Raw genomic sequence first — 18,442 nt, 5'->3', positions numbered from 1 at the left:
TTGGCATGTTATATTTAAGTTGTTGAAATTAAATATTATTTAAATTTAGTCTCAAAAAATATGAATAGAGATAAGTCGTTATAAATATTGGGGAAGTTCTGTGATGCAATTAAGGTTTAAATATTTAACAATCTGTACGCTTTCAGCAATGCTGATTGCATGTGGGGGCGGCAGTGATAACCATTCTGTAAAAGATCAGCCTTCAAACCTGCCACAAAACCCAGGTGATGGTACAAATGAGTTACCTGGAGATGGAACGCCAGAAATACCGAACAATGGTTCGGGTGGTTCAAGTAATGATTCTACAGAAACACCACCAGAGAGTAGTTCGGGAGGCTCCAATAGCGGTTCTACAGAGATTCCACCAGAGAGTGGTTCGGATGGCTCCAATAATGGTTCTACAGTAATCCCACCAGAAAGTGGTTCAGGCGGTTCCACAGAAGCGCCGTCAGAAGATATAGGGGGTTCTGAAGGTAATGCAGGTACGACACCGCCTGTTGTCGATAAATATCCTGAACCTGCTAAAAATAAAATCTCGAATCAGATATTGGGGTTCTATGATTTTAATGGACAGGGTGAAAATCGATTGCTGCGTAATGACTTGACGGGTAATTTTGCTGCAATGGTGCAGTTTGTACAAAGTCATGCGGTCAACCCGAAGAATAACGAACAGGATAAAATGCCGCGTTTGACCACTGAAAAAGATGCTTTGTTATTGGTCACACCTTTGGTTGCAATGGGGGAACTCAACAAATTACAAGCCGAAATTTATCAGGGAAATCAACTGATACGTACGGTAAATTTGAAAGAGCCTTCTCGTCTTGCTGCTGCTGATCAATCCAATCAGGATGATCGAGCACGAGTGATGTACTCTAAGCAAGCATGGTCCGTTGCTTTAAAGTGGGATGAAGTTCGTTCTGGTCTTTCTATCCGAATTGTCGATCCAGTCAATAATCGTAGCGGTACGCTAGGCGGAAGCGATATTGACTTTGCGGCACCTGGAGAGCTTGTGGTTCAAAGTATTCGCTTAGGCTTGCTGACCGACGCACCAAAATCCAATGGGCACTATATGTTGTTGGAACCTGAAAAAGCGGGGACTGATTATTTGCAAACCATCCCAGCGGCAAAAATGATTGTCAGTAAATATGATGAAATGAAGCTTAATCGAGTGATGGTTGCGAGTGGGGTAATTTATGATTCAGTAAGCGCGACCAATGGAGGCGTTTATGATGGTGATATGCGTGAGAATACTGCGAAATCAACATTTAGTGTCGGTATAAATTTAGCCAACTGGGGTGTAACCAGTTCCTCAATGCAGAGTCAGGAGCAACCGCAAGTTACCCAGAGTGTTGTAATTCATCATGCACGCGGTAAATATGCCAATGGTGAGTCGAACCATGGCTTGAGTGGTGGCAATGGAATTTTGACTTTGATTGATTCTATAGGAAATGAATTCAGTCATGAAATTGGACATCATTATGGATTGGGACATTATCCTGGTTCTGTTGAAACCAGCGGTAGTCCAACCAATTATTTCTGGTCCGCACATCATGCGGATAGCGGCTGGGGCTATATTGCCTTCCGTAATAAGATGCGTGGCAACTTAAATTGGGGCAGTACCAATTTAGGAGATGGCAGTAACGGGGTGCCGAATTTCCAAAATTTATACGCGTATGGCTGGGATGCAATGAGTGGTGGCGCGAGTGCCAGTTCGATTTCTAAATATACCCACTATACGGGTTATAGCACTTGGTTAAAAATTCAGCCTGCATTTGATAAGTATATTTGGGATGCAAACTCAACCACTGGTTATAAAAAGTGGAATGCAAGCACACGAGAAATGGTTGATGCCCAACCCAAAACGCCGAATTCAGGCAATGTTTGGTACAACAGTGCAGATGGTAATTTCCTAAAGCCACGGCTGTTTAGTGTGCCCGTTTATACGATTTTAGGGGGATATGACCCAGTAAATCAGGTAGGTATTGTTTATCCTGCAGCACGTGGCAACTGGGGTAATGTATTCAATTTGCCTCAAGCCAATACCGCTGGTACAGCTGCAAGCTGTTGGCTAAATGTACAATATGCCAGTAAGGTTGAACATATTGCTCTTGCGCCACAACGTGTAAATGCAGGAAGCAATGCCAATAAGTTTCATGTCAATCTTGCACAAAGTGATGCACCTCAAAACGTGGATCTTTATTGTCAGAAAGCGGGTCAACAGGCAGTCAAGCTATCCAGTATCAGTATTCCTGTTGCAGTTGAACCCATGACACCTTTTGTGACCATTGGCAAGGAAGCAGAATATTCTGCTTTAAGAAAAATTGAAATGCCCCAACTTGAACAAGCTTTACTGAATAATCAAGGTAAAGCGGTGGTTAAACTTGATGCCAATTCACGGTTATTATTTGACTCTTACCGTCTATTTAAAACCGAGCTTTCTCCAAATGCACAGTTTGAAATGGTACGTTATACCCAACAGCAAATTAAACTCTACCGCTTAAATCGTTGGATGAATGCCTATCGAGTTGATTTGGAAAGTTCGAATGCTGAAGCAATTGAGGCATTGAATAGATTTGTGGCTAAATTGGAGTTAAGCAATGACTTTAATCTTAATGAAGTCTCTAGTCTAAAGAATGGAACCAATTGTTTAAAGGTAGAAACACGGTCCGATGGTAAACTTAACGCCTATATCAGTGGTAAGAGTGCATGTACAGGTGATGACTCTGAACAGTGGATTTATGATGCGATGGGTAAAATCCATAGTAAGAAATATATAGATCAATGTTTAGCGAGTCAGGCAGGTGTGATCAATCTTGCATCATGTAGTAATGAGAGTTCAGCGCAGGCTTGGACGATGAATCCAACTTTGCAGCGCATTGAACAAGGTTCAAAATGTTTTGATTTAGAATACGGTTATTTAAATAACAACCGTGCTCGTTTGATTAGTTATAACTGTGGGACAGGTGCGAATCAAAAATGGACCAGTTTAGCCTCCAATAATAGTTTGATTTTGGCTGCGACAAGTTCAGTGAACTTAGCATTGATCAAACAGTTATTGATTCACTAAGTCGGTATATTGCTTTTATCATCATTAAATAAGCGCCTGAGGGCGCTTGTTTTTATCCTATTGAATGCTTTTATATTGAAATCATTCAAAACGAGCAAAGATGGAATGGATGTTATATTTTTAAGAAAACTGGTCAGCGTGCATCAATGAATGTTGTAAGTCTTCAGTCGCCTTACGTCCTTGAAGTTGAAGACTAACTGCGTGAATTAAGCCCGTCCATGTCTCATTGGGTTGCCACACTTGATGCAATAATGCTTGTGCCGTTGGCATGTCTATATCCATAAAATATTGACGATATAAATACATCAGGCTACTGACACGCATGTTTTTGGCGCAATGTACCCACACCATTTTTTCCTGCACCAAATGTGCAATCAAATCTAGAATAAATAAACATTGGTCATCTGCAGGTCGCTCCCAATGGATGGGAATTTGGATATAGTTTAAGCCTAATTCAGCACAGATTTTATCTTCATGTTCTAAATGTACCGATGCATCTGTAAATGCCAGATTGATCACCGTATCTATGCCGTATTCTTTAATTTGCTTCAGTTGTTCAGCCGTCGGTTGACCTGAAGTCAGTAAATGTTCATGGACAAACTGAAAGTTTGCGATTTGACAGAGTTCTTGTTCAAGTTCGTTCATAGCATTCTTACAGAAAAATTTTAATAACATCATAAACAAAAACGCCATCTATGTAGATGGCGTTTTTATACTAATTAACGATTTGGTAAAATATCTTTTAATGCTGCATCCATTTCAAGCAATGCTTTTTCTGTCGTTTCCCAGTCAATACAGCCATCAGTCACTGATTTACCGTATTCCAAATCGCTTAGATTTTCTGGAATATCTTGGCGACCGCCTTTGATATGACTTTCAACCATGATGCCAACAATCGATTTGTTCCCATCAAGAATTTGTTCAGTGATATTTTTCAATACCAATGGTTGCAAATACGGGTCTTTGTTTGAGTTTGCATGACTGGTATCAATCATGATTTTAGTACTGACTTTAGCTTTGGCGAGGGCATTTTCAGCTTCAGCCACTGAGCCTGCATCATAGTTAGGCTTACCATTCCCGCCACGTAATACAACATGCGCATAAGGGTTGCCGCTGGTGCGAATCACTGAAACTTGCCCTTCGTTATTCAGACCTAAAAAGCTATGTCCATGCTTCACGGATTGCATTGCATTGGTTGCAACAGTTAAGCCACCATCGGTGCCGTTTTTAAAACCTACAGGTGAAGACAAACCAGATGACATTTCACGATGGGTTTGGCTTTCGGTAGTACGTGCGCCAATGGCAGACCATGAAATAAGATCTTGATAATATTGAGGAGAGTTCGGATCCAAGGCTTCAGTCGCACAAGGTAAACCTTTGTCATTTAACTCAAGCAGCAATTTACGTCCTAAGCGTAAACCTTTTTCAATATTAAAAGAATCATTCATATCCGGGTCATTGATCAAACCTTTCCAACCTACAGTTGTACGAGGTTTTTCAAAATAGACTCGCATGATGATATACAAGGTATCTTTTACTTTTTCGCTTAGTACTTTTAAGCGATCTGCATAATCATGTGCAGCTACAGGGTCATGAATCGAGCAAGGACCAATCACAACAAAGAGACGTTTATCTTTACCATCTAAAATATTGCGTACGGTTTCACGACCATGAAGTACGGTTTGGTAGGCATTTTCATTTAATGGAAGTTCAGCTTTAAGTTCAGCTGGCGTTACAAGCGTTTGAATGCTTTGGACATTCACGTCATCAATATCTGATTGAATAATTGGATTTGAATTTAATGTATTCATTGCCGTCACTGGGTATTAGAACATACAGAAAGTATTTTTAGTGGTCAGAATATAACATGAATTGGTTCAAGTTTTGTTATAAATAAATCATTAAAACTTCATAGCCAATTCATAATGATAAGTTATCAATAACAGATTAAATTTAAACCTGCTGCTGTTGAGCCGTTTGAGTCACCATAACGGCCTGTGGTTTTTCAACAGGTTTTGACTTAACTGGATTTAAGATAAAGTTAACGCCCAACGCAAAGAGCGTGACTCCAAGTATTTTACGAATCATTTTTTCAGGCATTTTCGAGCTGATTAATGTTCCAACAATAATGGCAGGAATAGACCCAACCAATAACCAACCAAGTAATTGAAAATCCACATTACCTGAAGTCATATGTGCAAAACCGGCTACAGAGGTGAGTAAAACTGCATGGACCACATCTGAACCAATGATGCGAATCATCGGTAAGTTGGGAAACATGAGAATTAATGCCATGACACCAAAAGCACCAGCACCTACAGAGGAAAGCGTCACGAATACACCGAGTACAATACCCATGAGTACGACATAAAGCCGCTTGCCCTCAATATTAAAATGATTTGCCGCATGGAAATCCTGTTTCTCTGCACGAAATTTGGCAAAAAACTTTTCAATTCTGGCACGAAACATGATCGATAGACCTGTTAGAGTCAGCATAAATCCTAATACCATCGTTAAGATGGCTTTGTAATGCGTTGAACCGCTCAAATAGTTTTCTAAAATCCAATGGGTCACAAATGATGCCGGAACACTGCCTAAAGCGAGCCAAAGTACGATTGGCCAGACAATATTGAGTTTTTTAGCATGTACAAGTGAGCCACAGAACTTTGAAATCGCAGCATAGAGAAGGTCTGTTCCAATGGCGATGTGTGGTTCAATTCGAAATAGACTAATTAAAATGGGGGTCATCAGTGATCCACCACCTACACCCGTAATACCTACACAGAAACCAACTAAAACGCCAGCTAAAATAAACTCAATAGGACCAAACATGACTTATTGCCAGATATCAAAAAACAGGCATATCTTATGACTTTTTTGTATAAGTAGTTGTCTTGATTGTTGATTTGCTTATGCAAAAAAGTGCTAAAGCATATTTTCTTAAATAGGTTTAATTTTTTAAGGGGTGGGTTAAATTATCAAGCCATTTTATAAAAAATAAAACAACAACAGGGTGTCTTAATTGTTTGTCGAGGCATTTGATTTTGCCCTGGAGATGTAAAACTTTAACTAAATGATATAGGCATTAAAAAATGTAAATATTCATATAAGTAATTAAAATTTACATGAATATTTACAAGCGTAAAATTTATATCTTGATGGATTGATAGCGTATTGCCCACGGCTGTGCTTGTTCTAGCTGTGCTGCCAATTGCAATAGCGTATCCTCTTGTCCAAATGGGGCAATAAATTGAGAGCCTAAGGGTAAATGATCTTTATTCCAGTACAAAGGTACAGACATGGCTGGTAAGCCCGTGATATTAGCCAGTTGTGTAAAAGGGACCCATTGCAAATTATTTTTAATCAATTGTTCAACCAATTTTCCTTTTGCCAACAAGTGTGCTTGGTCAACTTTTAGTAAAGCCTTTAAAATAGGAATTTGCCAAGCAGGTGTTTTGACTTCGCCATTTTTAGGTGCAACAGATGCAGTGGAGGGGATAAGAAATAAATCATATTGGCTAAAAAAATGATTCATTTTGGTTACATAAACTCCCCAGTTATTCAGGTTATTGATGTAATCCAATGCAGATGCTTTAGCACCAAATGCAGCAATTGCTAAAGTATCTAATTCAAAATCTTGATCTTTGGCACCAAATTGTTGTTTAACCTGTTTTACGGTATAGGCACATTGACTAAACCATGTGGTAATAAAATCTTTAGCCAAAGCCATACCATCTATCTGGGGTGAGGCTTCTTCAACAATATGCCCTAAGGACTGTAATAGATTTACTGTGTTTTGAATGGCATTGACGGCATCTTGTGATACATGAGTACCGATAGGCGATGCGAATGAAAAACCGATCCGTAATTTTTTTGGCGATTTTTGAATAATCTCTAAATAGCTTTCTGTGGGATTTTGAATATTAAAAAGTGCATTATGATCTGAACCTTGTGTTGCATCCAGCATTGCTGCACTGTCTCGTACGGACTTACACAGTACATGCTGCATTGCTGCACCGTGCATGGCTTCACTAATTTGAGGTCCCCAAGGCGTGCGTCCTCGACTGGGTTTTAGTCCAAACAATCCGCAATACGAGGCGGGAATACGGATTGATCCACCCCCATCACTGGCACCAGCAATAGGCACAATCCCAGCAGCAATACTCGAGGCTGCTCCCCCTGATGAACCACCACTGTTATATTTAAGATTCCATGGGTTTTTACAGCTTCCCCATGCTTCAGGTTCAGTGATGCCTTTAATGCCAAATTCAGGTGAGTTGGTTAAACCAAAAGTCACGACCCCTGATTTAATCCAGCGCGTAACAATTTCTGCGTTTTCTTGAGCAATATACTGGGCATTTTTAAAAGATTTTGAACCGTAAGATGTTGCCACACCTGCGAACTCTTGATGGAGGTCCTTTAATAAAAAAGGAACGCCAGAAAACTGACCTGCATGGTGGTTATTTGCATTTTTCATTGCCTGTTCATACATCGGGATAACGATGGCATTGATTTTGGGATTGACCTGTTCAGCTCGTTGAATGGCGATTTCAAGTAATTCATGTGCTTGTATCTGTTTGCTTTGTACCAGCTGTGCCAAACCGATGCCATCATATTGAATATATTCTGAATATTTCATTGCACTCCCTCGCAATTTAAGTTTATTGGGCAAATAATTTTTGATCTTGCTGAATATCTGTTTCCAAACAAAGTTGATTTCTTCCTCTTTCTTTCGCTAAATACAGTGCTGTATCTGCACGTTTGATGAGCTGTTGAAAAGGAATACAGTAGGGTAAGGTTTGATAACTCAAACCTATACTTACGCTGATATGAAGTGTGCGTTGATCATCTAAATCAATAGGGGTATCGAAGGTTGTATTACAGATTCGTTGAGCAATCGCGATACTTTGTTCTAAGCTTAAATCTTTCAGTAAAATTGCAAATTCCTCTCCCCCTAAACGACCAAACAAGTCATGGGCACGTAGCTGCGTTTTTACTTGTTGAGAAAATGTCTGCAATACATAATCCCCAATCATATGTCCGTATTGATCATTAATTTTTTTAAAATGATCCAGATCCAGCAGCAATATCGCCACACTATGTACAGTTTTTTCAGTATTTCTGGCGATTGTGCGTTCACTTTCCTCATAAAAATAACGTCGATTCAGTGTGGTTGTTAAACCATCATGATTGGCGAGATATAAAATCTGATGATATAGCTTTTGGCGGTTACGGCTGATAATGGTCAGCGTCAAAGGTCCTAGCGCCAGCATGAATAAGCCTATTCGAACGGAAAGTGTGGTTTCTAAATAAGCATCAGGTGACTGGGTGATATAGTATGAGGTCAATGCATTATACAAAAGCATACATACCCCACAGTTGATGACTGAGACAAAAAATAGATTATAACTGAGTGCAGCCCAGATCAGTGCCGCAATGGGGAACATGATTGCGCCAGGACCGATAAAAAAGTGGGTGAGTGCTACTGAAAAAACAACGCCGAGAAAAGGTAAAAAAAGTTGAACTTGAATAGGTTGTTGCTTAAATTCTTGGAAATAGTTCTGTAATGTTGTGCGGTTCGGAATCGCCAAGACAATTGGTAAAAATGCAATCACATTGAGAATTTCTCCAGTCCACCACATCCCAAAGTCAATCCAGATTCGATCCATAGACATAAAGGTATTGGGTAAGTGAGAAACCGTTAAGCAAGCCACTGTAGCTGCGGCGAGACACCCTCCAAATGCACTGATGCCAAAAAGATATAAAAATGTTAAACCTTTATTGTATTGTTTATAGTCCAGTTTAAAAAAATGGATGAGTAACAATGTCACCAAAGCGTGTGATAGATTGGCTAAAGTTAAAAATAAGGTCACTAAAAAGCTATTTCCAGTGATCAGGTCTGCAAGCATAAAACCTGTAAATGCGCCTAACCACCCGCCGATATTTTTAAGGGAATGGAATCTTAAAAAAAGTCCAAGTAAGACAGCATTTGCTGGCCAAAAAATAGCGAGGAAAGAGAGTGGTCTACCCAATATTCCAGCCAAAGCGCAGGCAAATATGATCACTGCAATCAGAAAAAATGCAGAAATATTGTCCTTAAATGTTTGACTTAAATATGGTATCGCTCGTGGCAAATGACTAACCTATTTTTAGAAGAATACTTAATTTCAATTCCAAGTCACATGGCTTTGTCTTTAAGGTAGTAATGATCATCATATCTATATATATCGATAAATCAATAGCTTTAATCGCCTTTAATTCAGCATATCAAACATATATTTTGGAGGGGACGCTGGATAAAGATTGTTCTTATATGGTTAATTTTACATGTTTTATTATAAATATATGATAGTTTATATAAGATAAAATTTGGCATACAAGATTGGGTATGAAAAAAACAGCACTTATAATTTCTTTACTGCTAGGCTTTTCTTCTTACACTAAAGCTGATGAGGCACCTCCACGCGCTCAAGCAACAACGACTAATAATGTAATGGCGACAAATACAACCAGTACCATTCGAATTAGTACTCGGCCAGAAATTTTAGGCTTATGGGGAATGGAAATTCCTGAGAATAAAAAATGCATCGAATATTATAATTTTCGAGGTTCCAATGAGGTTGTGGTCAACAGTGCCAAAGAATGGTCGGTTGGACTTTTCGATTATCAACCATCACCTGACAATACCTTGGAAAAACCACCTGCATTGATCATGCAAATCCGTTATGAAAATAATGAAACGGATTGCTCTGGTCGTAAAGAAGATCAAACCGGGGATGTCTCACAGTATTATGTAAAGTGGATTAATAAAAATACCATGAGTTTCTGTGCGTCTGACCAAGGTGATCAATGTTTTGCTACCTTGCGAAAAGTATTGCCTTAGGATTTAAATGATTAATTTGACCGAGGTCAATACTTGAAGATTTTGTGCTGATACGTAATTGCGTTAGGGATAGGTCGATTTTATTGATACAAAAAAACCTCTGATTTACAGAGGTTTTTTTGTAAAACAAAATCATTTAAGCGTCATTTTCATGACCTTGAAGTTGCTTTAACAAATGTTTTTCAAGGTAATGGATATCCATTGCCTGTGAACAGAAGTTTTTATCTTCAAGAATCAAATCTTTATGTAATGGAATATTGGTTTTAATTCCAGTCAGAATCATTTCATCTAGAGCTTGTTTCATACGTGCAATTGCGGTATCGCGATCTTTACCGTAAGAAATCAATTTTGCAATCATTGAATCATAATATGGCGGGATGCTATATCCTTGATAGATATGCGAATCTAAGCGAATACCTGCGCCACCTGGTGCATAGAACGATTCAATTTTACCGGGCGAAGGTAAGAAGGTCGACGGATCTTCAGCATTGATACGACATTCAATTGCATGACCTTCGATCTTAATATCTTCTTGTTGAAGGTTAAGACCTAGACCGGCTGCAATACGCAGCTGCTGTTCAATAATATCTACGCCTGTGACTTGTTCAGTTACAGGATGTTCAACCTGAACACGTGTATTCATTTCAATGAAGAAGAATTCGCCATCTTCAAATAAGAATTCAAATGTACCAGCCCCACGATATTGCATTAATTTACAAGCGTTTACACATGCTTCTAAAATGTGGGCGCGAGCTTCTTCCGGTAGACCTGGTGCAGGCGCTTCTTCAAGTACTTTTTGATGTCGACGTTGTAATGAACAATCACGGTCATATAAATGAATTGCTTGACCATTCCCGTCTGCCAAAACTTGAACTTCAACATGCCGAGGTTTTTGCAGGAAACGTTCCATATAAACGGTATCGTCCCCAAACCACATTTCAGCATCACGTTGCGCAGCTTGGACAGATTCAAGTAGAGTGTCCACACGTTCAACAATACGCATGCCACGACCACCGCCCCCTGAGGCAGCTTTGACGATCAATGGAAAGCCAATTTCTTTTGCTTCAGCCAAAGCATTGTTTGGTGTTACTGCATGTGCAGAACCTGGAACTGTCGGTACACCAGCTTTACGCATCGCCGTAATTGCTGAAACTTTATTGCCCATTAGGCGAATGTGTTCAGGACGTGGACCAATGAAAATAAAACCTGAACTTTCTACAATTTCAGCAAATTCAGCATTTTCAGACAAAAAACCATAACCGGGATGGATTGCATCTGCACCAGTAATTTCTGCGGCTGTAATAATCGCAGGAATGTTTAAGTAACTTTCACTACTTGCACCTGGACCAATACATACCGCTTCATCACAAAAACGTAAATGCATTAAATCTTTGTCGGCATCAGAATATATTCCGACCGTTTTAATCCCTAAAGTTTTGCAGGCGCGAGTGATGCGTAGTGCAATTTCACCTCGGTTTGCAATTAAAACTTTTTGCAACATATCAACCCCCGAGGTATTACGCGCGGTAGCGGAATAAAGGTTGACCGAACTGGATTACATCACCATTTTTTACAAGAATTTCTTCAACCACACCGCTTTGAGTTGCTTCAATAGGGTTCATAATTTTCATTGCTTCGATGATACCTAAAGTCTCACCCGCAGAAACAGTTTGACCGACATTGACAAATGGAGCTTCACCCGGACTTGGTGCAGAATAGAACACGCCGACCATAGGTGAGGTTTCTACCGCACCGCGAGAGGCAGCTTTAACTACAGGTGCTTCAGCAGCCGGGAGTGCAATAGGTGCTACACCAGCGGCAACCACAGGATTACGACGAGTTAAAGCAATCGATTGATCACCTTCTTTCACTTCAATTGCTTGAAGATCAGATTCGATCATCAAATCGATGAGCTTTTTAATTTTGCGAATATCCATGGGTTCGTATTCCTAAATTATGATTGAGTTGAAGATTGAATTTTGTCGATAGCGTAATCGAGCGCAAAAGAATAGCCTTTAGCACCAAGACCGCAAATTACGCCAACGGCTTTATCTGATAAATAAGAATGATGTCTAAATGGTTCACGTGCATGAACATTAGAAAGATGTACTTCAATAAAAGGGATGGCGACCCCTAAAAGGGCATCACGTACGGCAACGGAAGTATGCGTAAGTGCGGCAGGATTTATGATAATAATTTTAACGCCGTCTCTTTGTGCTTGATGGATACGATCCACTACAGCACCTTCCCAATTGCTTTGAAAAGTATCTAAAGTAATATTGGCTTGCTGAGCTTGCGTTAGGAGTTGTTGGTTAATGTCATCCAATGTGAGGTGACCATAGACCTCTGGTTCGCGCTTTCCTAGCAAGTTTAAGTTTGGTCCGTGAATGACCAAAATGGTCGAACTCATTGAGACTGCTCCAATTCAAAAATTGCAAAAAGTCTTTGCAAGATGTCTGCAAAGTTTGCATATTATGGCATGTTTTTCCACAAATACTTTATATTTTCTTTGAATTGTCGCGGAAATGCTGTGCCTAGTACGGCATATATAATGTAAATTTTGTCGTTAAATGGCAATGTTAAAATATGACATTTTCATGCATTGTTTTTAAGTGCTTCCATTCTAAACTGAGTGACCAAAACTATTCATTTGATTTGTGTAACAGCCATATGACTATCATCAATACATAAGATATCACTCCAGCGTGTGGTATAACTTGGAGAGCGATTTTGTTGACGCATTTTCCATGTTTCACTGGTGGAATGATAGCCGACTTGAATACAATCAGAACCAAAGCGCTGCTTCATATTGGAAAGTGTATCCATGAGTTGATCGCGTTGCTGAATAAAGTCTACGGGATGCCATAAGTCATTGATGTGTTGGCTTTTGTGATGAAGGGCAGAAAGCATCACGGCGACTTTTACATATCTGATATTTTCTTTAAATAAAACATCAATTTGCTGTAATGCAGCCTTGGTTAAAGTCATCAAATCATCTGTTGCATATTGCAAGCCTGCAACGTTGCTTTGTGCTTTTTTATAAGGTGCTTGAGCAATTTTTTCATACAGAGAGACGTGTATCACGGCACAGAGTTGCTGCTGCCGAGTGAGACGTTGATGCGCCCGATTGACATGAAAAATAATCGCCTGTTTGATGATTTCGGGATTATTCAATGCGGAGGCAAAACTTCGAGAAGAAAGAATCCGTTTAGAGGGGATTTCAGGATCGTCCAGAGCAATGCAGGATTGACCTTTTAGCTCACGAATAGTACGTGCAATGACCACTGAGAACTCTCGTGCGAGGTAATGTTCATTGGCAAAAGTTAAGTCATAGCAATTATAAATATTATACGCTTGCAAACGTTTGCTGGTTTTACGTCCAATGCTCCATACCTCAGCGACATTGGTTTCGAGTAGTAAAGCTTCAAAGCTGCATAAATCTAAGCCAGTCAAATCACAAACACTCTCAAATCCATGCCGCTTTTTGGCAAAACTGTTGGCAAGCTTGGCTTGAGTCTTGCTATATCCAATGCCAATACAGCAGGGTAAACCTAACCATTTTTGAATGGTTTTTACCAATCTTCGGCAATAGCTTTCTAAATCAAATAGGTCTCGATAAGAGCTTAAATTAATAAAACATTCATCAATTGAGTAGGGTTCTAGATCATCCTCTTTAAAAAAGGTTTTCAGTGTTTTAAAAAAACGTTCTGAAAAATCACCATATAAAGCATAGTTACTTGAATAGGCGATAACACCTGCCTTTTTCGCTGATTTTTCAACTTCATGCCAAGGTACAGCCATATCTATATTGAGTGCTTTGGCTTCATTGCTGCGTGAAACAACGCAGCCATCATTATTGCTTAATACGACGACAGGTTGGTTGTTTAGGCTGGGATTAAATACACGCTCACAACTGACATAACAATTGTTGATGTCGATTAAAGCAAAAATTTGTTCACTCATGATGATCTTGAAAAAGTTACAAATTCAAATGAAATATTAAAAGAAGTTTAAAATAAATTCAAATTTAAATAGAGGTGGACACGTTGAATTTCACAGCATGAAAATTTTACTACGTCATATATAGATACAGCGCTTTGTAAGGATTGTTGTGCTTCATCATGGTTTAAGTAATTCACGTAAACAACCCGAACCTAGAAGTTGTTCTTTTAAAACATGAATCTCAGATGATGGTTTACGATGTCGAAAAATGAAACATCTATACGCTTGTTTCCACTGCTGAGCACGTTAAATTAACAGTTGTCGTCGATTTGTACGGCATATCCCAATATTTAAAAAGGATGGATATGAAAATGGCTAATCAACACAACCAGCAACAAAATCAGCAGAATGATCAACAAGGTCAACCTAACCAGTCCAATCAACAGCAAAAGCAACAAAGTCAGCAGGACCAACAGAAGCAGCAAAATCAGCAGTCAAACCAACAGGCACAACATAACCAACAAAGTCAGAACAAACCTCAGCAAAAGTAGGAAATTAGGATTGTGACTTAAATTAATTCGATCAAAATAAGTACAGCGCCTCAATTCAGGATTGAGGCGCTGTACTTATTTTAGGTCACTCTATGACTATGGCATTCAATTCGCTTTCAATGACAGATTTGAGATGATTGCCCATGTCATGAAAGCTGTTTTACAGCCTGCTTAAAAAGCTGATTAGGTTGGTTTTTAATTTGAGGGCATTGATTAAATTGCGCAAAACGATGTAATTCATTATTCAGTGCATTGAGCAAGTGATCATGATCTATCTCTTTATTTTTAAAACAATGATCTTCTAAATGCAGACTCAGGACTTCAAATTGTTTCTGGGTTCGGTGTGCTTTACAGTCAATACGTCCTATGATCTGATCTGCATATAAAATAGGTAAACAAAAGTATCCAAATGACCGTTTGGCAGGTGTCACATAACATTCCAAACGATAGTCAAAGTTGAATAAAGTACGCAGACGCTCACGATGGATAACGAGATTGTCAAAAGGAGAGAGGATTTTAACCTCCAATTCAAGGTGCGGTTTTTGTGCCAAGGCTTCGGTTTTGACATAAATATTTGGACTTTCTTTATCGGTATAACCTAACTGGGATAAGGTGATGATCACGCCTGCATCCAGTTGTTCATTGATTATTTGACGCATCGCTTCGCGAATTTGACTGCCGACTTTAAGATGCAGCAATTGTTTCCAGGTAAATATGCCATGTGCTCTCAGTGTAGTGTTGAATAAATAACGTGCATATTCTTCTAGCGTTGGCATGCTGAGGTCGAGTTGGTTGGGAAGACAGCGCTCAGTCAGGTTATAGACTTTTTCCATTCCATTTCGTTCACAAATCATCAAATCACCTTGCATAAACAATTGATCGATTGAACGACGGGCTGAGCTTGAGTTCCACCATCCCCCAGAATTTGACCGATTGCCTTGCTCGATATGACGTAAACGAATGCTACCTTCAGCACGGGTTTTTGCTAAAATTTCATTCATTAAATGTTGATCGCCCCGATTAAAGTAGCGATGTTCACCATTACGCACAGACGTCATCTGAGGAAGTGCATAACGATAGTCTTGGATGGGTAAATAAGATGCTGCATGGAACCAGTATTCAAAAATATGCTGTTGTTGTACCAATTGATTCAAATAATGGGATTGATAGTCTGGAACACGACTCCATAAGATATGATGATGGGCACGTTCGACGACTGAAATAGTGTCAATTTGAACATAACCTAGATGTCGGATTGCTTGAAGTGTTCCAGATAAGCCTAATCCAAATGCAGGTGGAGAAATTAAACCTTGATGTGACAGCGCTAAACGTCTAAATAATTCAGTCATATTATTTAATTTCCCTTAAAATTAATTATATAGGCAATGGTTAGCTTTGATTTTAATGGCCAGCGAGCTGCATGCTGCAGCTTATTTGAGTTTTTTTAAAATACAGGTCACCACGCCCCAAATCATAATCTGTTCTTCACTATGTGGATGAATATCGGGAAAATCTGGATTTTCCGCTTTAAGCCAGATGTCATATGCACCCGTGGATAATTTTTTATGCATAAAACGTTTAACGGTAAATTCATTATTGATTAATGCCAATACCACATCTCCATGTTCAGCATCTAGACTACGATCAATCAGAATTTCATCACCAATTTCAATTCCCGCATTTTTCATCGATAAAGAATTTACTTTTAAAATAAACGTTGCAATCGGGTTATGAATCAGATGTTCATTCAAATCAATTTTCTTTTCAGTATAGTCCTGTGCAGGAGAGGGAAAGCCAGCGGCAACGGTTTCCAATGGATAAGGGATTTCTATTTTGATATGGGGATGTAGGGCATATATATCCTCAGATGAAATAGTACTTCTAAAGGAAAAAGCATGGCGAGTCGATTTAGGTCGAGGATATGCTTCAAGATCAATTAACTCAGACTTTGTCTGTGAAGATTGCTGCATCATGTTTGACCTCGAATAATCAAATTTGAATATGTTACGAAATCAAGTTTAGCAAATTATATATTTTTTGCAATGCTGTCTATCGTTTGAACAGCATGTGAATTTGGTTGTGATTGTCAAAGTGTCAGCTTACAATCTCACAAAATCAGATTGTTTGAGAATAGATATGTTGCAGGATTTTATAGAAGAACAAAAATTGGTCTGTGAAGAATTTGATTCACGTTATATCAAAGTCAATGAAACAGATCTGGTTGCAATTGCTAAACACACCTTGAATAAAGAGCCAATTGTAGGTTTACGTAAACAACCCGATGCTGAAAATGTTGCATGGTTTATTTACGGCGGGGAGTTAGAAGAAGGAGAAGACTTCTTTGATGTCATTAGTGTAAAAGAGTTAGAAGACGTTTTTCCAGATGCAATCCCTTATTTGGCTTTGGAGCAAGGCTTTCGTTTTATGATTGATGCAGATGATTATGAGGATGTCTGGAAAGCTGATGTTTTATAAATCAAAGGTCTGTTTATGAAGCATAAATTTATTTTGCAGCTATTGATGATGACCGGTATTGGATTAATGACCTCAGTTTTTGCTGAAGACAAGCAGCAAAAGCTCACACAAGATGAATATAACCAGCGTATTCAAAAATATACTGCTCAAGTCAATGCAACCAAACAGATTCTAGATGATGAAGTAATGGAAGACCAAGACCCGAATCAACAGAGAAAGGCTTTTTGTTCTCGTTTAGAGGCATATCAAGGGATTGCGCAAATTTCTCAAGAAAATTTGCAACTGGATACGGCAAACATGATGTTAATGATTGCCCATGATTTCTTAGATCGACAAAAGCAGAGTATGCAAGTTTCAGGGGCGGTACTGGAAAAATTCTGTTTGATTGAAAAATAACCAATAAGGTTGTTTAAATTTTATTTTGTCAGGAAATGACATTTATTTGGCTGAAAATGACAAGGAAATTTTTTAGAAATCATGAATAATAAAGGCATTAAAACATGATGATATTTGATTTTCCCTGGTCTTTGTTTCATCTTGTTTTAATCGTCAATTTCGCGATTGATGTATCCTAAACTCGCTTTATTGCGAGTTTTTTTATGGAAGAAATAAAGCTATTATTGACAGTAAATAGATGGATTAAATATGAAAATTGATTTGTTTATAGTTATAAGGTGTTGAATAAAATAGGTAATATTGTTTGATTCCACCAATAAAAAATATCAGATTCAAACGATGGATTAAAAAAAGTAAACTTTATTGTTAATTAAAATTAATTTTTTATTTTATTTCACATCTGATATAAATTTAGATGTAACAAAAAGAAAGTTCACTTAAATCATTGTCGTATATCAATTCGGATCTATTGAATGAAAACTCAATTCATCAATCCATTAACATGAGTTTCATGAAAGGATTTCTATGAAAACAATTCGATTATCGCCTTCGCTGACTTTAGCACTGCTACAGGCGCGTGAAGCCACTAAAACCTATTTTCGACCTGCTTTAAATGAGATGGGCTTGACTGAGCAACAATGGCGTGTGATTTGTACACTTTACCAATACGATGAGCTCGAGAACAACCACTTGGCAGAATTGACTTGTATTTTAAGACCAAGTTTAACTGGCATTGTCAATCGCATGGCTGAGCAGAACTTAATTATCAAAAGTAAGGATTTACATGATCAACGGGTGAGTTTAATCAAACTTACCCAAGCAGGTCGAAATTATTTTGAAACCCAAGCTTTAAAAATGGAAGCCTCCTATAAGAATATTAAAGAGCAATACGGTGCTGAAAAAATTCAACAATTGATGGAGTTACTGCATGATTTATCAAAAATAAAACCCAATTGAAAACACGATGAAATCAGATTAAAACCAACGGTGTGGTGTGAAAAAACTTGAGTATGTTCACCTAAAAGTATTCAATTTGATATAAATCAAAGTGTGATCGAACACACTATATTGGGTCTATTACACAGTTCAAGTCGAAATAAGCTTTACCTGACGCACTGAACATTTTAT

Annotated in this window: 17 protein-coding genes; 6 read left to right on the top strand and 11 right to left on the bottom strand. The window is 38.6% G+C overall.

Annotation, left to right across the window (positions count from 1 at the left end):
* The first annotated feature begins 103 nt into the window (after nucleotides 1-103).
* Complete coding sequence (locus OSH00_RS06615; RefSeq protein ID WP_266129766.1) at nucleotides 104-3,067, top strand: M66 family metalloprotease; 2,964 nt, start codon at nucleotides 104-106, stop codon at nucleotides 3,065-3,067.
* 120 nt (nucleotides 3,068-3,187) lie between these two features.
* On the opposite strand, the gene OSH00_RS06610 is transcribed toward OSH00_RS06615, so the two are convergent.
* From OSH00_RS06610 to OSH00_RS06590, 5 genes are all read right to left on the bottom strand, one after another.
* Nucleotides 3,188-3,712: a protein tyrosine phosphatase family protein gene (locus tag OSH00_RS06610; protein ID WP_266129765.1), complete on the bottom strand. Its 525-nt coding sequence runs from the start codon at nucleotides 3,710-3,712 to the stop codon at nucleotides 3,188-3,190.
* Nucleotides 3,713-3,786: 74 nt separating this feature from the next.
* Entirely contained in the window at nucleotides 3,787-4,878 is a 1,092-nt protein-coding gene (locus OSH00_RS06605) for a 3-deoxy-7-phosphoheptulonate synthase (RefSeq protein WP_196075321.1), read from the bottom strand.
* Nucleotides 4,879-5,020: 142 nt separating this feature from the next.
* Nucleotides 5,021-5,899, bottom strand: a complete 879-nt coding sequence (locus OSH00_RS06600; RefSeq protein WP_266129764.1) for a sulfite exporter TauE/SafE family protein — start codon at nucleotides 5,897-5,899, stop codon at nucleotides 5,021-5,023.
* A 316-nt stretch (nucleotides 5,900-6,215) separates the two neighbouring features.
* Entirely contained in the window at nucleotides 6,216-7,706 is a 1,491-nt protein-coding gene (locus OSH00_RS06595; protein WP_266129763.1) for an amidase, read from the bottom strand.
* A 22-nt stretch (nucleotides 7,707-7,728) separates the two neighbouring features.
* Complete coding sequence (locus tag OSH00_RS06590) at nucleotides 7,729-9,201, bottom strand: GGDEF domain-containing protein (protein ID WP_266129762.1); 1,473 nt, start codon at nucleotides 9,199-9,201, stop codon at nucleotides 7,729-7,731.
* Nucleotides 9,202-9,455: 254 nt separating this feature from the next.
* On the opposite strand from OSH00_RS06590, the gene OSH00_RS06585 reads away from it, so the two are divergent.
* A complete protein-coding gene (locus OSH00_RS06585) occupies nucleotides 9,456-9,950 on the top strand; it encodes a hypothetical protein (protein WP_266129761.1) in 495 nt (164 codons plus the stop codon).
* Between the two features lie 136 nt (nucleotides 9,951-10,086).
* Here OSH00_RS06585 and accC read toward each other — a convergent pair whose 3' ends face one another.
* From accC to OSH00_RS06565, 4 genes are all read right to left on the bottom strand, one after another.
* A complete protein-coding gene (gene accC, locus OSH00_RS06580; RefSeq protein ID WP_005031915.1) occupies nucleotides 10,087-11,451 on the bottom strand; it encodes an acetyl-CoA carboxylase biotin carboxylase subunit in 1,365 nt (454 codons plus the stop codon).
* Between the two features lie 16 nt (nucleotides 11,452-11,467).
* The gene (accB, locus tag OSH00_RS06575; protein WP_196077435.1) at nucleotides 11,468-11,887 is read right to left on the bottom strand and encodes an acetyl-CoA carboxylase biotin carboxyl carrier protein; all 420 of its coding nucleotides are present in this window, start codon (nucleotides 11,885-11,887) and stop codon (nucleotides 11,468-11,470) included.
* Between the two features lie 17 nt (nucleotides 11,888-11,904).
* Nucleotides 11,905-12,360: a type II 3-dehydroquinate dehydratase gene (gene aroQ, locus OSH00_RS06570; RefSeq protein WP_266129760.1), complete on the bottom strand. Its 456-nt coding sequence runs from the start codon at nucleotides 12,358-12,360 to the stop codon at nucleotides 11,905-11,907.
* Between the two features lie 236 nt (nucleotides 12,361-12,596).
* Complete coding sequence (locus OSH00_RS06565; RefSeq protein WP_266129759.1) at nucleotides 12,597-13,913, bottom strand: Y-family DNA polymerase; 1,317 nt, start codon at nucleotides 13,911-13,913, stop codon at nucleotides 12,597-12,599.
* A 350-nt stretch (nucleotides 13,914-14,263) separates the two neighbouring features.
* Between OSH00_RS06565 and OSH00_RS06560 the strand changes: the two genes are divergently transcribed.
* A complete protein-coding gene (locus OSH00_RS06560) occupies nucleotides 14,264-14,443 on the top strand; it encodes a hypothetical protein (protein ID WP_196077438.1) in 180 nt (59 codons plus the stop codon).
* Nucleotides 14,444-14,589: 146 nt separating this feature from the next.
* Here OSH00_RS06560 and OSH00_RS06555 read toward each other — a convergent pair whose 3' ends face one another.
* Both OSH00_RS06555 and OSH00_RS06550 read right to left on the bottom strand, forming a co-directional pair.
* Nucleotides 14,590-15,792, bottom strand: coding sequence for a winged helix-turn-helix domain-containing protein (locus OSH00_RS06555; protein ID WP_266129758.1), 1,203 nt, complete (start codon nucleotides 15,790-15,792; stop codon nucleotides 14,590-14,592).
* Nucleotides 15,793-15,873: 81 nt separating this feature from the next.
* Nucleotides 15,874-16,413 carry a LexA family protein gene (locus OSH00_RS06550; RefSeq protein ID WP_266129757.1) on the bottom strand — a complete coding sequence of 180 codons (540 nt, stop codon included), beginning with the start codon at nucleotides 16,411-16,413 and terminating at the stop codon, nucleotides 15,874-15,876.
* A gap of 166 nt (nucleotides 16,414-16,579) precedes the next feature.
* Between OSH00_RS06550 and OSH00_RS06545 the strand changes: the two genes are divergently transcribed.
* From OSH00_RS06545 to hpaR, 3 genes are all read left to right on the top strand, one after another.
* Complete coding sequence (locus OSH00_RS06545) at nucleotides 16,580-16,918, top strand: immunity protein Imm33 domain-containing protein (protein ID WP_196077440.1); 339 nt, start codon at nucleotides 16,580-16,582, stop codon at nucleotides 16,916-16,918.
* Between the two features lie 15 nt (nucleotides 16,919-16,933).
* Entirely contained in the window at nucleotides 16,934-17,314 is a 381-nt protein-coding gene (locus OSH00_RS06540) for a hypothetical protein (RefSeq protein ID WP_266129756.1), read from the top strand.
* A 525-nt stretch (nucleotides 17,315-17,839) separates the two neighbouring features.
* Complete coding sequence (hpaR, locus tag OSH00_RS06535) at nucleotides 17,840-18,271, top strand: homoprotocatechuate degradation operon regulator HpaR (RefSeq protein WP_266129755.1); 432 nt, start codon at nucleotides 17,840-17,842, stop codon at nucleotides 18,269-18,271.
* The last annotated feature ends 171 nt before the right edge of the window (nucleotides 18,272-18,442 follow it).

It is taken from the genome of Acinetobacter nematophilus, from assembly GCF_026344175.1.
Lineage (GTDB): Bacteria > Pseudomonadota > Gammaproteobacteria > Pseudomonadales > Moraxellaceae > Acinetobacter > Acinetobacter nematophilus.
The sequence above is the reverse complement of the archived record's forward strand: the minus strand, read 5'-3'. Positions and strand labels throughout refer to the sequence as shown.

Excerpts from the sequence above, each read along its gene's own strand:
- OSH00_RS06600 (WP_266129764.1), bottom strand. The coding sequence starts at position 5,899 with ATGTTTGGTCCTATTGAGTTTATTTTAGCTGGCGTTTTAGTTGGTTTC.
- OSH00_RS06565 (WP_266129759.1), bottom strand. The coding sequence starts at position 13,913 with ATGAGTGAACAAATTTTTGCTTTAATCGACATCAACAATTGTTATGTC.
- accC (WP_005031915.1), bottom strand. The coding sequence starts at position 11,451 with ATGTTGCAAAAAGTTTTAATTGCAAACCGAGGTGAAATTGCACTACGC.
- accB (WP_196077435.1), bottom strand. The coding sequence starts at position 11,887 with ATGGATATTCGCAAAATTAAAAAGCTCATCGATTTGATGATCGAATCT.
- OSH00_RS06560 (WP_196077438.1), top strand. The coding sequence starts at position 14,264 with ATGGCTAATCAACACAACCAGCAACAAAATCAGCAGAATGATCAACAA.
- OSH00_RS06595 (WP_266129763.1), bottom strand. The coding sequence starts at position 7,706 with ATGAAATATTCAGAATATATTCAATATGATGGCATCGGTTTGGCACAG.
- OSH00_RS06610 (WP_266129765.1), bottom strand. The coding sequence starts at position 3,712 with ATGAACGAACTTGAACAAGAACTCTGTCAAATCGCAAACTTTCAGTTT.
- OSH00_RS06555 (WP_266129758.1), bottom strand. The coding sequence starts at position 15,792 with ATGACTGAATTATTTAGACGTTTAGCGCTGTCACATCAAGGTTTAATT.
- OSH00_RS06615 (WP_266129766.1), top strand. The coding sequence starts at position 104 with ATGCAATTAAGGTTTAAATATTTAACAATCTGTACGCTTTCAGCAATG.
- aroQ (WP_266129760.1), bottom strand. The coding sequence starts at position 12,360 with ATGAGTTCGACCATTTTGGTCATTCACGGACCAAACTTAAACTTGCTA.
- OSH00_RS06585 (WP_266129761.1), top strand. The coding sequence starts at position 9,456 with ATGAAAAAAACAGCACTTATAATTTCTTTACTGCTAGGCTTTTCTTCT.
- OSH00_RS06550 (WP_266129757.1), bottom strand. The coding sequence starts at position 16,413 with ATGCAGCAATCTTCACAGACAAAGTCTGAGTTAATTGATCTTGAAGCA.
- OSH00_RS06605 (WP_196075321.1), bottom strand. The coding sequence starts at position 4,878 with ATGAATACATTAAATTCAAATCCAATTATTCAATCAGATATTGATGAC.
- OSH00_RS06540 (WP_266129756.1), top strand. The coding sequence starts at position 16,934 with ATGAAGCATAAATTTATTTTGCAGCTATTGATGATGACCGGTATTGGA.
- OSH00_RS06545 (WP_196077440.1), top strand. The coding sequence starts at position 16,580 with ATGTTGCAGGATTTTATAGAAGAACAAAAATTGGTCTGTGAAGAATTT.
- hpaR (WP_266129755.1), top strand. The coding sequence starts at position 17,840 with ATGAAAACAATTCGATTATCGCCTTCGCTGACTTTAGCACTGCTACAG.